Annotated in this window: 8 protein-coding genes and 2 tRNA genes; 4 read left to right on the top strand and 6 right to left on the bottom strand. The window is 60.0% G+C overall.

Features of this window, described 5'->3' with window-relative positions:
- Window positions 1-188: 188 nt before the first annotated feature.
- Window positions 189-1,178 carry a hypothetical protein gene (locus BN1115_RS10475; RefSeq protein WP_244152256.1) on the bottom strand — a complete coding sequence of 330 codons (990 nt, stop codon included), beginning with the start codon at window positions 1,176-1,178 and terminating at the stop codon, window positions 189-191.
- A gap of 176 nt (window positions 1,179-1,354) precedes the next feature.
- On the opposite strand from BN1115_RS10475, the gene BN1115_RS10470 reads away from it, so the two are divergent.
- On the top strand, window positions 1,355-3,307 hold the full coding sequence (locus tag BN1115_RS10470; RefSeq protein ID WP_042657108.1) for a TonB-dependent receptor domain-containing protein: 1,953 nt from the start codon (window positions 1,355-1,357) through the stop codon (window positions 3,305-3,307).
- Window positions 3,308-3,386: 79 nt separating this feature from the next.
- Here BN1115_RS10470 and BN1115_RS10465 read toward each other — a convergent pair whose 3' ends face one another.
- The 3 genes from BN1115_RS10465 to BN1115_RS10455 form a co-directional block, all read right to left on the bottom strand.
- Window positions 3,387-4,385 carry a LacI family DNA-binding transcriptional regulator gene (locus BN1115_RS10465; protein WP_042657107.1) on the bottom strand — a complete coding sequence of 333 codons (999 nt, stop codon included), beginning with the start codon at window positions 4,383-4,385 and terminating at the stop codon, window positions 3,387-3,389.
- 177 nt (window positions 4,386-4,562) lie between these two features.
- The gene (locus tag BN1115_RS10460; protein ID WP_042657106.1) at window positions 4,563-6,464 is read right to left on the bottom strand and encodes a transglycosylase SLT domain-containing protein; all 1,902 of its coding nucleotides are present in this window, start codon (window positions 6,462-6,464) and stop codon (window positions 4,563-4,565) included.
- A gap of 99 nt (window positions 6,465-6,563) precedes the next feature.
- Window positions 6,564-9,068 (bottom strand): putative bifunctional diguanylate cyclase/phosphodiesterase, encoded by a 2,505-nt coding sequence (locus BN1115_RS10455; protein ID WP_042657105.1) that lies wholly within the window; start codon window positions 9,066-9,068, stop codon window positions 6,564-6,566.
- 368 nt (window positions 9,069-9,436) lie between these two features.
- Here BN1115_RS10455 and hpf point away from each other — a divergent pair, with 368 nt between their 5' ends.
- On the top strand, window positions 9,437-9,775 hold the full coding sequence (gene hpf / locus BN1115_RS10450; protein WP_005334257.1) for a ribosome hibernation-promoting factor, HPF/YfiA family: 339 nt from the start codon (window positions 9,437-9,439) through the stop codon (window positions 9,773-9,775).
- A gap of 111 nt (window positions 9,776-9,886) precedes the next feature.
- Here the strand turns inward: hpf and BN1115_RS10445 are convergent, their stop codons facing one another.
- Window positions 9,887-10,396: a VC2046/SO_2500 family protein gene (locus tag BN1115_RS10445; RefSeq protein ID WP_042657154.1), complete on the bottom strand. Its 510-nt coding sequence runs from the start codon at window positions 10,394-10,396 to the stop codon at window positions 9,887-9,889.
- Window positions 10,397-10,520: 124 nt separating this feature from the next.
- On the opposite strand from BN1115_RS10445, the gene BN1115_RS10440 reads away from it, so the two are divergent.
- Together BN1115_RS10440 and BN1115_RS10435 are read left to right on the top strand one after the other, a co-directional pair.
- A tRNA-Tyr gene (locus BN1115_RS10440) sits at window positions 10,521-10,605 on the top strand.
- Window positions 10,606-10,639: 34 nt separating this feature from the next.
- A tRNA-Tyr gene (locus BN1115_RS10435) sits at window positions 10,640-10,724 on the top strand.
- 176 nt (window positions 10,725-10,900) lie between these two features.
- Here the strand turns inward: BN1115_RS10435 and tamB are convergent.
- Window positions 10,901-14,752, bottom strand: coding sequence for an autotransporter assembly complex protein TamB (gene tamB / locus BN1115_RS10430; protein WP_042657104.1), 3,852 nt, complete (start codon window positions 14,750-14,752; stop codon window positions 10,901-10,903).
- Window positions 14,753-14,796 lie beyond the last annotated feature (44 nt).

The following is a 14,796-nucleotide window of genomic DNA, read 5'->3' as shown; positions in this document are numbered from 1 at the left end:
GATTTACTCAGGTAAGACCAGTAGAAACTTCTTTAAAGTAACGAAGGAGCTGAATTTTCGGCGATGAGTGGCAAGGTAAGCCGTAAATGGTGCAACTTTGCGGCGCTGAATGCAGGATGCCAAATATTGAAAAGGGGAGCTTGGCTCCCCCTTCTGTTACGTCATTCGGTGGTTATTCGCACCAGCAGTTACGCCAGCCACTGTTGCAGCTGGCGGGCCATGCCAGCTGGCAGCAAGTGGGTGCGGCTTAGCAAGTGGCTACGCCAGGGTTCGGCCAGCAAGGTAGGGCAAATTCGCATCTCCCGTCCCCGGTCAGCCATGCGCACCAACCGATCGATGAGGGTCTCCAGCGGTGGATGCATCGGCCAATCGGGATAGAGGTCGGCAGTTGTGATATCGGCCAGCTCGTACACCCGCTCCTCTTTCTCATTTCCCTTCTCATCAACTATTGGCCAGGGGTGAAGCACCTGCAGCCAACCCGGCCGTGCCGCTTCCAGCAACTGGCCCAGGGTCGGCTGCGTAAAGTGCGGATCCCCTGCAGCTTTGAGCAGATGGCGCGCCCCCGCCAGCACCACCACCCCGCGTGGAGGAAGTGCAAGAAGATAGTCGGCCAGCACCTGATCCCGCCCTCTGTTGTGCTGCTGCCACCGCTCCGGGCTCATCTCCTGCAACTCGAATGAGGGCTCGCAGAGATGCACCCGCAGCCGCATATGTGCAGGGCGCGCCAGATTGCTCTGGCGCAGGGCAGCGAAGAGGGCCGGAAACTCGGGGGCCATCCAGGCGGGAAAGGCGCAGGAGTCGAGCCAGACCGGATAGAGCCGCGCCAGCGTGAGCGGATCCCCCTGCCAGCACTCCTCCCCCGCCAGCCAGGCATCGAGCAAGCCCTGATGGCGGCGGTTGCCGCACTCCAGCACCAAATCGGTCATTATTCCCCAGAGTGCCGGATCGCAGAGCCAGGCATGCTGGCGCCGGATAAAATCCGGGTGCCAGTGCGGCTCCCCCAGCCCCACCAGCTTGCCCGCCAGCAAGGCCTCCCGGATGGCGTCTATCGGAGTCATGGCGACCACTCTGACCACGTTTTCACTTTCCTGCGCTATCCCCGACATCAGGTTTATCTCCTCGCTCTCGCCCACCATGACAACCCGCTTCTCGCGTTTATTGATGACATCAGTTATCACGGCCAGATCCATTCCCCACTGATAGTCTCTGCCATCGATCACGGGTGGTGGTTGCCATTGCACCGTACCCGCCCCGTCAGCTCGTCAGCTCGTCAGTAAAAAAGTGTTGCGAACGGAACAAGATAGCCGAGATAATGATAATGCTTATCATTTGAATGTTATGGAAGATGTAAATAATGAAATTCTCAGCCTCCCGTTTTATCGCTCCCAGCCTGCTGGCCACCACCATCGTCACCCTGCTGACCCAGCAAGCGATCGCCGCCAACAACGCGCCTCAAGCCGATGAGGTGATCACCGTCACCACCACGGCGCACAATACCCGCTCGGCACCAGCCTCCATCTCTGTCATCACGGCAGAACAGATCGCCGCCGCACCGGTCAATGACCTTGCCGACCTGCTGCGCCACGAAGTGGGCATTCAGGCCGAAGCTGACACCAATGGTCGCAGCGATATCGGCATTCGCGGCATGTCGGGCAAGTACACGCTAGTGCTGGTGGATGGCAAACGCCTCTCCTCCTCCAATGCCCTGTGGCGCGGCGGCAACTTCGACAACACCCCGGTGCCCCTTGGCATGATCCAGCGGGTCGAGGTGATCCGTGGCCCCATGTCGGCGCTTTACGGCTCCGATGCCATCGGTGGTGTCATCAACATCATCACCAAACAGCCGGGCAAAACCTGGCAAGGGGCGGCCGATGCCGACTTCAAGGCCATCGAGGGCAAGGATGGCGGCGATCAGCACAGAACCAACCTGGGCTTTACCGGCCCGCTGACCGACAACCTGCTGATCCGGATGAACGGCGAGGTGTATGACCGTCAAGCCTGGACCCCCACCGAAGCTGCTGACGGCATCCCCCTTATCGAAGCCAAACAGACCCGCAACTTCGCCTCTACCCTGAGCTGGCTGGTGGATGAGCAGCAGCGCTTCGAGTTTGACTATCTCTACAATCAGGATGAGCGGCCCCTCGATATCTTCCGCAAGACCGGCAACAAGGTGCACAGCCGCCAGCAGCAGAACGATCGCAACCTGTTTGGTCTGACTCACAAGGGGAACTGGAGTTGGGGTGACACCACCGTCATGGCCAACTATGAAACCTCCCAGATCGACGATTTCAATACCAGCTACTCGGCCCCGCAGCAGCGGGAGCTGGAAGAGAACACCTTGACCCTCAAGGGCTATACCAACCTGGCGCTGGCCAACCACTACCTGACCCTGGGTGGTGAATATCTGGATCGGGAGCTGGTGGATACGGTGAGCTACAAGGATATCGGCGGCAAAGAGAGCCACTCCCAGGAGGCGCTGTTCGCCCAAGACGAAATTGGCCTGACCGATAGCCTGACCTTCACGCTGGGTGGCCGTTACGATCATCACGAGATCTACGGCAGCCACTTCACCCCGCGCGGCTATCTGGTCTATGAGATGAACGAGGTGGTGACCGTCAAGGGCGGCGTCAGTCAGGCCTTCAAGGCGCCGGCCCCGCACCAGTACTCCAACGGCTACAGCATCGAGAGCTGCGGCGGCAGCTGCCGCATCTATGGCAGCGACAAGGTCAAGCCGGAAACCAGCACCAACTACGAGCTGGGTGTCATAGCAGGAGAAGGGCTCTGGGAGACCAGCGCCACCCTCTTCTACTCCGACATCGACGATATGCTCACCTTCAAGCAGTTGCCGAACTCCACTGACCGCACCTGGTACAACCTTGAGAAAGCCACTACCAAGGGGCTGGAACTGACCGGCAAGCTCGATCTGACCGACGATATCAACCTCGGCGCCAACTACACCTACCTGAAGGCTGAGGGCGATCAGGGTCAGGCCCTGCCCGAGCGGCCGGAACACAAGGCCAACGCCAAGATCACCTGGCAGGCCACCGAGCGGGTCAATGCCTTCGTTGGCACTACCTACACCGGTACCCAGTTTGCCGAGCAGACCGTCAACAAGGCGGTGGTGCTGCACAAGCTACCCAGCTATCAGACCTTCGATCTCGGCACCGGCTTCAAGGTCACCGAGAACTTTGATCTTCGATTGGGGATCACCAACCTGACCGATGTGCGCCTGCAAGAGAAAGATACTGTCTTCCAGAACGTCGAACCGGGTCGCAGCTACTACGTCAGCGGCTCAGCCCGCTTCTAAACGGGCCGACAAGCAGACAACAAGCAAAAACAAACGTGGCCCCGATGGGGCCACGTTGTTATTCGCTGTTTGACGCACGTCAGGCGACCGACTCACGCTCCACCAGCTGGGCTTCAAACTTGAGCGCCAGGCCGTCCACCGGTTTGTGATCGAGCAGGCGCAGCGCCAGCTCGGCAGCGCGGCTGCCCATCTCCTCGATGGGGTAACGTACCGTAGTGAGCTTGGGATAGATGTAGCGGGCGTAGGGAATATCGTCAAACCCCACCACCGACACCTGCTGCGGGATCTTGTAGCCACGCTCCAGCAGGCAGGAGATAGCCCCCGCCACCATGGCATCGTTGAAACCGAGCACGGCGGTGAACTCGACGCCACGGGCCAGCAGTTCGCACATCGCCACATAACCGCCGTTCTCGTCGGCAAAGCCACGGCCAATCAATGCGGGCTCCAGAGGAATTCCGGCTCTGGCCAGGGTCTGGGTATAGCCCGCCATCCGCTGCAAGCCATCGACAAACTCTTCATCATCGGAGGTTATAAAGGCGATTTTGCGATGACCGGCATCCAGCAAGTGCTGGCACGCGGTGGTGATCCCGGCCTTATTGTCTAACCAGACGCAGCGATCTTCGGCCCCGGGTACCTGGCGGTTGATAAAGACAATGGGGGTAGAGCCTGCCGCCAGCTCGCTCAGCTCCTCGTCCGGCAGCGCCTTGCTATGGAGGATCAGCGCATCGCACTGACGCTGCAGCAGCGCCTGAATCGCATGACGCTCGCGGGCGATATCATGGTTGCCAGACATGACGATGGTGAACTTGTTGGCCTGATCGACCATGGTCTCGATGCCACGCATCATCTGGGCAAAGAAGGGGCCACCGCAGAGGTCGCCGACCAGCACGCCAATGCAGTTGGAACGCTTGCTGACCAGTGCCTGAGCAAAACTGTTGGGTCGAAAATTCAGTTCCTTCATGGCCGCCAATACGGCCTCACGCTTTTCCGGTGCTACCTGTGCCGTGTTGTTGATAACGCGTGACACGGTGGAGATAGACACATTTGCCAGCTGAGAAACGTCTTTAATCGTTGCCACTATCCATTCCTTTATTGTGGGGGAACCTGTCGGTGCCGACGCCTGAGTATACCCTGCAGCCTGATGTAATTCCCTGAGCCAGGTCACCGGGCATGTTTCCTTTGGTAACAGAACCTTACCCGATGATACGCGGCGGCAGGGAAATTTGAAAACAGGGGCCGGCGGGCGGCCCCCGACTCAATAGGCGTGATTGAGCTCCCGCTCCGACATGAAGCGCAGCGGCTGCTGCAACTTGTGCTGATAGATGAGATCGAACGACAACACGTTTTGGACGTAGTTGCGGGTCTCCTTGTACGGGATGCTCTCGAGCCACACGTCCATCGGCTTGTTGTCACTCTGATCACGCCAGCGTTTTACCCGGCCCGGCCCGGCGTTGTAGGCGGCCGCCGCCAGGATCCGGTTGCCGTCATAGACATCCAGCAAGCGCTTGAGATAGGCGCTACCGAGGCGAATATTCATCGCCGGATCAAACAGTTGCTGCTCGTTGCGATAAGGCACTCCCAGCTTGCCGGCGGTCTCCTTGGCGGTAGCCGGCATCAGCTGCATCAGGCCGCGCGCCCCCACCGGCGACTGGGCCAGCGGATAGAGGGCACTCTCCTGACGGGAGATGGCATAGAGCAGGCTGGTGTTCATGGTGCGCTCTTGCGCCATCTGGGAGAAGGTGCGCTTGAGCGGCAGCGGGAAGCGCAGGTCGAGAGCATCCCACGCTTCGGCGCGAATGCTGGCGAGAATGGCCAGCTCGTGCCACCCCTGATTGAGGGCGATATGGCCAAACTCGATGCGCTGGGCAACCGGATTGCGATCCATGTTGTGGATCCACTCCGAGCGGGCCGCCGCAATCTCGTTCATCGACAACAGCTCGCGTACTCGCAACAGGAAGGGCCAGCGCTGGCTGGCAGTACGCCAGTCCGGTACATGCTTGACGCTCTGGTTCTTCATGCGATAGGGCACACCGGTACGCTGGGCGGCCATAAAGCCATAGAAACCGCGCAGGTTGGCGGTCTCCAGATAGAGATCCCGCGCCGGTTTTTGCTGCCCCTGCACTTCAAGAGAGCGCGCCATCCAGTAGCGCCAGCGATCCTCTTTCTGGCGGGCCATCGGCATCATCTTCACCCAGCCGGAGAGGCCACGCCAATCCTGCTCCCAGATGGCTAGTCGTGCCCGCAGCTCGGTGATATCAGGATCCGCCAGCTTTTTCACCGTGCTGTCTACCCAGCTGCGCTGGGCAATGGCGCGATCCAGCAACAGACGGCGGGCAATGGCACGCTCTACCGGTTTCACCTCGGCCTGGGTCAGGCCGAAACGGCTACGGAACAGCGCCAGCTGGCGCAGCACCGACTCCGGCTCCTGATTGGCATAGCGAGTCAAACCGAGGGAGAGCAGCTTGCGTGAATAGGGGTTGTTGCTGAAATAGGCTGGATTCATCGCCTTGGCGGGTTGCTCGAACAGGGTCACCATCTGATCGCCATAGATCTGCAAGCCGCTTCCCAGGGTCGCGCCAAGGTGGCGGATCAGATTGGGGTTTTCCGCTTCGAACGCCAGCGTCATCCGCTGCCAGATCTTCTCCTGGGTACGCTGACCGGATGCCTGCCACAGCTGGAACAGCGGGGAGCAGGCATCGGGGCGGGATTGTCCGCTCATCCAGATCTTGCCCGCTCCCTGCAACGCCTCTTTCGGCTTGCCGGTGTAATAGAGCGCCTGATAGTGCATGCAGAGCAGATCGGTGGAGCTCGGCTTGGCCGGATAGAAGCGCAGGAACTGCGACCACTGCTGGCTCTGGGCCAGATAGGTCAGATAGCTGCGCTCCAGCCGGTTGGACTGGGGGGTATCCCCATGCTGGCGGATAAAGCGGGTCACATCGTTGTAATCGGCCGCCCCCGGACGAAAGGCGAGCTGATAGTAATCGAGATAGGGCAGCAGCGGATAATGGGTCAACCGGGCACGAATTTGCTGGAAACGAGCCTGATCATTGGCCCGCACGGCGTCATACGCCTGACGGTAGAGCGTCTGGTCGGCAGTCTGCGCCATCAGGGTCGGCACAAACAGCGCCGACAAAACAATTCCCCATACAGCTTTCACTGAACATCTCCATTGAGGGCAATACACCGCCCGGTGGCGGTGGGTCTACTGCCTCTCATTCTACCCGTTGCCGGGCAGCGCTACAGCGGGGAGCAGGGACTATTTTTCTGCACTGCTCAGCTGCATTTCGCGTAGCGGCTCCGGTCTGGTCAGCCGCTGTACATATTTCTCCAGATAGGGCACCGGCAGCGGCTTGGAGGCAAGATAGCCTTGATAGAAACTGCACCCCTGCGCCTTGAGAAACTCCAGTTGCTGACGGGATTCCACCCCTTCCGCCGTGACGTTGAACCCCATATGGCGCGCCATGGCGATCACCGCCTCGACGATGGCCATGTTGTCGCCATCTTTCGGGATGTCCTGAATGAAGGAGCGGTCGATCTTGAGCTCATCGGCAGGCAGTCGCTTGAGATAGCTCAAGGAGGAGTAACCGGCGCCAAAATCGTCGATGGCAAAGCTGATGCCGAGCTCCTTGAGCTCGGTCATCTTGCTGATGGTGTCCTCGGCGTGGCCCAGCACCACGGATTCGGTGATCTCCAGATTGAGGCAGGCCGGATCCATGCCGGTTTGCGCCAGCACATCATGGATCCGCTCGACAAAATCGGCGGCATGGAACTGCTTGGCACTGACGTTGACCGAGATCTGCGGAATGTGGATGCCGTTCTCCTCCCACAGCACATACTGGGCACACGCCTCGTGCAGCACCCAGTTACCGATATCGACAATCAGGTCCGTCTCCTCGGCGATGGGGATAAATTCGGCCGGCGAGACCAGCGAGCGACCGGCCGGCTGCCAGCGAATGAGCGCCTCGACACCGATGATATCGCCGCCATCGACCATATGCTGGGGCTGATAGTAGAGGGTCAGCTCTTGCTGGCTGAGGGCATTGCGCAGTTCGTTGTGAATGAGCAGACGGCGATCCGCCTGCTGCTGCATCGAGGCATCGAAGAAGCGACGGGTCTTGCGGCCAGCGGACTTGGCCTGATACATGGCGGTATCTGCCTGCTTGAGCAGATCATCGACCCCCTGCTCCCGATCCGGAAACAAAGTTATGCCGACGCTGGCGCCGATGTGCAACACCTGTCCCACATAGGTATAAGGGGCGGCAATCTCGGTGATGAGGCGCTCGGCAATGATATCGGCTTGCATCTCCGCCTGGGGCGGGCTAGCCGAGAGCGACGGCAGCAACAGTACAAACTCGTCACCGCCGAGACGTGCCAGACAATCCCCCTGTCGCACCAGCCGTTTGAGGCGAGCGGCGACCTCCTTGAGCAGCCAGTCACCGGTGGCGTGGCCGAGGGAGTCGTTGATGGTCTTGAAGTGATCGAGATCGATAAAGAGCAGCGCACCAATCAGGCCGTCGCGGACCGACTCGTTGAAGGTCTGCACCAAGGTTTCGTGCAGCTGACGGCGGTTGGGCAATCCGGTCAGCTCGTCGTAATAGGCGAGATCCTGAATGCGCCGCTCGGCCGCCTTGCGCTCTGAGATATCCTCGAAGCAGATGACAAAGTGGCTGATCACCCCTTTCTCATCCTGCACCGGCGTCACTATCTCCCACTGGGGATAGGTGTGACCATCGACGTGGCGACGCTGGGTCTCTCCCTGCCAGCGGCTGAGGGTGTTGAGCTCGTAGCCCAATCCCCCCAGATTTGGCCAGAGATCCTCTTCCAGATGCAGGCCCAGTACCGACTGGCTGTCAAAGCCGGTGATCTGGCTGAAGGCGTTGTTGACCCGCAGGATCTTGAACCCCGGATCCGTGATGATGATCCCTTCGTGGGTCTCGAATGCAACGGCAGAGAGGCGCATCTGGGCATCGGATTGCAGCCGCTCCAGCTCGGCCACCATCCGTACCGAGAAGGTATTGAGCACCGACGTGAGGTTGCGGGTATCTGCCGGGGCCGAATAGAGCAGCGCCAGGTGACCCAGAAGTTGACCTCTGGCATCAAACAGCGGCTGACCATAGTAAGTCTGCCCGGCCGCCAGCCAGGGTTGATACTCCTGCGACTCGTCGATCACCTCGAAACAGATGGCACCTTGCTTGTAGAGCTCCTGACAGGGTGAGCCCGCCAGCGGGTAATCCTTCTGCGCCAGCCCGTCGGCGGCCAGCACCCTGACCCGGTCGGCACCGCACAGCTCCCCCACCCAGACCGCATCCACCTTGAGGATGTGAGCCAGCTGGCTGACCAGGGTATTGAAGAAGTCGAGCCCGGTGCGGGCAGAGAGCGCCTGCGCCAACTGGGTGAGCAGAGTGGTTTGCAGCAACGGCAAAGAGAGGTTGAGGGAGGAGACCGCGCTGTTGGCGGTATCGAGCGGGGCCAGCCAGCCACAGCAGATCTGCTGGGTGGGCACAAATTGGCCGCTCCAGAGCACATGGTTAAGCTGACCCTGATCATCTTTCAGATGACCGATGAATTGCTCTGGCAGATGTGATTCATGAAGCCGGACGAGAAAGTCGGCAAAGCCTGCCTCATCTTCCGGTAACAGGCGAGCGGCCCAGGGATGATTGCCCTCCCCTTGCCACTGCTGGTAGGCCCCCTGATCAGAGAGACTCCACTGATCATGTTGCCGATCGAAAAACCACATAACTTGCGTGGCTTGCTGCTTCATTTACCACTCCAACACAACAACCAACCACGTTTGATGTCCCATCGGGCACAGCAACGCCCCCTGCATCCACTCATCAGATCAGCGGTTGCGAGGGAAGAGTACAAACATGCGATATCAAGCAGTGGAAACCGGACATGAGGTCGACACGAAGTGCTGCCAAGAAGGGACAGAAACGATCCTATTCCCGTCATACTGCCTGCCAGTTTCATGGAGCTCAAGCTGTTTTTGGCACGAAACCGGAAAAGATCACAATTTATAAGTTGCTGAATAGCCAAGGGAAGGTTATGTGACATGGATCACATTTCAATCTTTACCAATGAGTAATCTGAAGGTGAAGACACAAGCAAGACGACCCGAAGGGGGCCAATATGAAAATCGAAATTACCAGCAAAATCATCGACATCACCCCGGCTATCCGCGAGCGCATCGAATCCCGTTTTGAAAAGCTCGAACGTCTTCAGGTGCCTCTCATCACACCCCATGTGATTGTTTCCAAAGAGCGTCTGATGTTCACTGTCGAAGCCAGTGCTGGCATCCCCAACGGCAAACTGTTTGCCCAGGCAGAGCATGAGGATCTCTACGCCGCCATCAACGAACTGGGTCAAAAGCTGGAGCGCCAACTCAATCGTCACACCGAGAAGCCGATTGCCCGTCGCGCCAACGCCGCCCTCAAAGAGCAGCCGCAACCGGATGAAGCCGACGCTTGATAGCATGCCGCAAGGCTAAAAATTCAGCGAGCATAAAGGCGGGGTTACCCGCCTTTTTGTTGCCTGTGATTTGCCCGATAAGCACCGCGTTACACCAGTGAGCAGGCGCCATCAACTGAGCCAGTGCAACCGGGTATCCACCCCCTGTTGCAAACGGTCGAGGATCGGCAACAGTACCAACGGATCCTCCTGGCGTGGCATATCGGCCAGCTTTCCTTGCAACCGCTCCCGCGCCAGCGGCGACAGGTTGTCGTAGACAGCCTCATCCAGCAGCGGTTGCTTGACCGCCAGCGGCGGCGTTTGCAGCGCCAGCCAGAGCCGCACATCCACCATGCTTCCCCCCTGTTGCAACCGCTCATTGATGGCACTGCAGTCACTCCCAGCCCCTTCAGCCACCAGCACCTCTGCCGGTCTCAAGTCAAAGTGCGGACGCCAGTCACGGCTCTGGGAACTGACCGCCGGTTTGGCATCAAACCAGGGCTGCTCTTCCACCGCGTCGGTGAGCAAGGCCAGATGCAACCGGAAATCCGCCCGATCGCCATGCTGCAGGTCACGGTTGAGGCGCTGCCCCAACTGGCCCTCATCAACGAGCAGGTGATTACGGATTGAACTGGGCAGCATGAGATAACTCTCGAAAATGGCGATTTCACTGGTTATCGGCCACAAATCCAATTCTTTTAATGGAAAAATCCTGCTTGGGGGTTCACAAAACCAGAAGATCTGTTAGTATGCGCCTCGCACTTGTGGAGGGGTTCCCGAGCGGCCAAAGGGATCAGACTGTAAATCTGACGGCTCTGCCTTCGAAGGTTCGAATCCTTCTCCCTCCACCATTTCAAGTGCGACAAATTGAAAGCAATACCCCGTGGAGGGGTTCCCGAGCGGCCAAAGGGATCAGACTGTAAATCTGACGGCTCTGCCTTCGAAGGTTCGAATCCTTCTCCCTCCACCATCATTCAGAAAACCCGGCCTAGCGCCGGGTTTTCGCATTTATAGCCCGCCGCAATCTATTTTCCCTCTGCACTCCAGTCTCTTATCGCCGTTTACCTGCTGCCGATCGCGCAATAAAAAACGGGAGGCCTGCGCCTCCCGTTTACGTTCATATCAGCCTTGTTAGGGGGCAAAGCGTTACAGGGTGAAGCGATAGAAGACATCGACCGCTTGGGCCACCCCGCTCATCGCCTGCAGATAGAGCCGTGGCAATACCTCGTAGCGCAGCTTGAATTCGGCGATGGGGCTGAACACCCCGACCCCGTACTGGAACTGCAAGCCCGGCAGTAGATAGGCCGACAGAGTCACCTGGGTGTTGTCGCCACTGCCCGCAGTATCGAGGGAGACATCGCTCATCCCGAGCGACTCGCCGATGCTCGACACCACGCCGTTGGCCTGACTCACCGCACCGGCCACCAGCAGGCCGTTGAAACCGCCATCCTCACCACCGGTCTGCAACCCTTTGCCGCGCAGCAGATAGGAGAGCTGTTCCGACTGCGCCATCTGCGGCTCGGAGTAGACAGTGATCTCCGGCTTGCTGGCTGGGCCGGTCACCCGCACCCCGACCGTCACCTGACCCTCGATGGTATCGGGATCCCGGTTGGCCTCGATGTTGAGGAACGGCCGATCCAGCGGACCAGAGAAGAGGATCCGACCCTCCTTGATGATGAGGTTCTGACCGTAAGCCTTGAAGCGGCCGTTGGTCAGCACCAGCCGGCCATTGCCTGCCAGCGGCTTCTCGGGATCCTGACGGATATTGAGACCGCCGGAGACATCAGTCTTCAACCCCATGGCATCGAGCTTCACATCGTTGCCAAGGCGGATCGCCACCTTCATCGCCAGCGGCAGGCTGGCCTGCTTGGGAGCAGGGGGCAGATCGTCATAGACCACGGTCACATCGTCGGAGACCGCCACCGCCGAATCCGGCAGGCTCTTGACCAGAATGCGTGCCCAGGGAATATCCACCTGACCGGTAATGCGGGTCTCCTCCCCCAGCGACACTGCGATATCGGGCGAGACTCTGACCCGGCCCATGCCCGGATATTGCGCCTCCAGATCCTTGCCCTGAATGGTGAGGCTGCCGCTGACCGGCATCTTGGCCCAGCTGAGCCAGCCGCCCAACGCCAGCGGCCCCTTGCCCACCAGCATGGAGCCATCGAGCTCGGCGCGGTTGCCCTCGATCTTGAGGCGGGTCACCAGCTTGGTCAGGGTCACCATGTCGGAGTGGGTCTGCACTTCACCGTCACGCAGGTTGAGCTGACCAAACAGCAGGGGCGCCGCCAGCGTGCCGTCGAAACGGGCATCGGCGGAGATGATCCCTTGCAGGGAGCGCACCTCCGGGATCAGTGGCGCGAAGGTATTGAGCTTGAGATCGTCAAACTTGAGCTGACCACCGAGCAGACCGCGACCGGCAGGCTCCTTGATCAGCAGGTCGGTATCGATATTGCCGATCTGCTTGGAGGCAAAATCGAGGCGAATGGCCGCCTGCTGCCGCTCGAAATCCAGGGCTAGTGCCAGCTGCTGATAATCAGTCTTGAGGCCATCTGCCACAAAAGTGCCCGGCGTAGTGCGCACCACTGCATGCAAGGTCGGCTGATTGCCACGCCAGCTGGCGCGGCCGTCGGCCGAGAGCATCGCCTGCCAGCGGAAGTTGTCCGGCAACCAGGGGCGCAGCCGCTTGAGATCAAACTCGCTCAGGGCAAACTCCAGGGTGCCTTGGGCAGCGGAGACCTGACTCCCCTTGACGCAGAGGCTGGCTCCCTTGGAGCCGAGACAGAGATCCCCCATCGCCAGCCGCTGACGCGGCAGATCGAGATCCAGCGCCCAGGGGGAGCTCAAGTCCCAACGGCGCAGCGGGGTTTTCAACTGCAACTCGGAGAGCGCCCCGCGCCAGTGATCCCCGCGCACGCCGCCACCTAGTTTGAGGTTGGCGGCAACAGGGTCACCCTTCATGGTCAGGGTCAACAGATGCTGACTGATATCGCCGCTGAGGTTCAGGGCCAGCTGGCTGAGCTTGGTATCCCCCTGTTTCAGCTGCGCCACCAACAGCGAGAGCTCACCGGCCGGTTTGGCACCGATCGCCGCATTGCCCTTGAGACTAATGCCCTTCAGGTCGGTGCCAGCATAGTAGAGCCGCTCGGAGGCCAGATCCGCATCGATTTTTGGCGTCTGCTGATTGCCACTGACCTTCACCTGTCCCTTGATATCCCCTTTCAGGCCGGGATAGATGCCCCCCAGCTGGGGAGCCTGCAGGTTGGCATCGAGCCTCCACTGGACGCTACTGATACTGCCCTTGGCCTGCAACTGGTTGGGGCCACTTTGCAGCGAGAGCGCCGGGATCTGCCACTCCATCTTGTCGTTGCCGCTAAGCGCCCCCTTGAGGGCCAGCGGGTACTGATTGAGTTTGCCATCCACCTTGAGCTTGGGCAGTTTCAGCTCCCAGTGGCCCGATTCGTTCATCACGAAACGGCTCTCCAGCTCACCGGCCAGCGTCCCTTTCAGCTCAGGCACCAGCTCGGCTGGATTGATCCCCTTGAACAGGGTGGTTCCCTGCCACTCGATCCCCTTGTTCCAGGCCAGCTTGCCATCGAGCTTCAGCCCCCCTTTGAGGGCGTTGAGCTGCAAGGCGATCTTGCTGAGCCGCTCCAGATCCCCCTTCCCGTCCAGCGCAAGCTTGAAGGGGGGGACATCGGTCCCCTTGCCGGAGGTATTGAGGGCAAACTGGTAGCCGGAGAGCTTGCCCTTGGCGGTCAGGCTCCCTTTATCCAGCCGATAGCTCGGCTCATCTTTGGCAGGCTTATGAAAGGGCCAACCGAGGCTCTTCCAGTCGAGGGCCAAATCAAAAGGGAGATCCGGGTCGAGGGCGGCCAGAGAACCCTTGAGATTGGCGGCGACCGGCCCCTTGGCCGACAACACCAGCCCCAGCTTGCCGACCGAACCGCTCAGCGCCAGCGTGGCCTGCTCACCCTGCAACTCGCCATCCAGCAGCCCCTTGCGGGCCTTGGCATCCAGCGTCACCGCCAGCGGGTAGTCGTCACTGAGCTGGATGTGGCCCTTGAGCGCCAGATCAGCCATGGCGTGGCGCAGCGAGAGCTCGCGCACCTCGATGCGATCATCGGCGGCAGTGGCCGACAGCAGCAACTTGTCGAGCCCTTCGATCAGCTCGCCCTGCTTATATTGCACCCGGGTCGCATTGACCCCTTCCAGCTGAATGGGGAAAGGAAGGTGAATGGCGGGCAGGACAATGGGGGCAGCCTTTGCAGGTTTTGCAACTGGCGCCCCTTTGCCCTGTTTGGCGGCCTCGGCACTGGCCTTGTCGGTGCGAGCAACTGCAGTCCCGGCTCGCTTCTCGTTAGCGCTCTTTGCATTAACGGTCTGCTCGGTAACGGTCTTGGCGTTCGCAGCGGCTGGCTGCTTGGCTGATTTTGCCTCTGCGTTAGCGGGCGCCGCGTCGTCCAGCGTCACTTTCAGGTTATCGAGCACCGGGCCGCGCACAATCAGCCCCTTGCGATTGAGGCTAGCGCCGATATCGAGGGACCCCAGGGTCACGGCCACGCCGGGCAACGCCAGATCGAGATCCGCTACCTTGAGGCTGTCAACTTGGATCTTGAGCGGCAGCGGGTGCCAGACAAAGGGTTCGGAAGGCTCTTCCGGTGTCGGCTCGGAGTCAGCTACCTTGACCACCGGATGGGTCACCACCAGGGATTTTATCCAGAGCTTGCCCTGCAATAACTTGCCAAGATCCCAGTCGAGCACGGCGCGATCGACCGTGACTTCCACCAATTCATCCTGCCAGCCCACCCCTTCCAGAGTCCAGCCGTAGCCAAGCTGACCGGCCACCAGCTCCCCCTTGAGAGAGGGCAACGCCCCCTTGGCCTGTTGCCACAACCACTTGTTGCCCTGATGGGTAAAGCCCAGCAGGCTGACGCCGATCAGCAGCAGGAACACCAGCCCCATCAGCCAGAGAAAAATGCGTTTTAGCCAGATCACAATGCAGCCCCCCGCGCAAGATACAGCCGCAGCGGCCAAAGAAA

Source organism: Aeromonas allosaccharophila, assembly GCF_000819685.1.
GTDB lineage: Bacteria > Pseudomonadota > Gammaproteobacteria > Enterobacterales > Aeromonadaceae > Aeromonas > Aeromonas allosaccharophila.
Note: the sequence above shows the minus strand (reverse complement) of the source record. Positions and strands in the feature narration are given on the sequence as shown.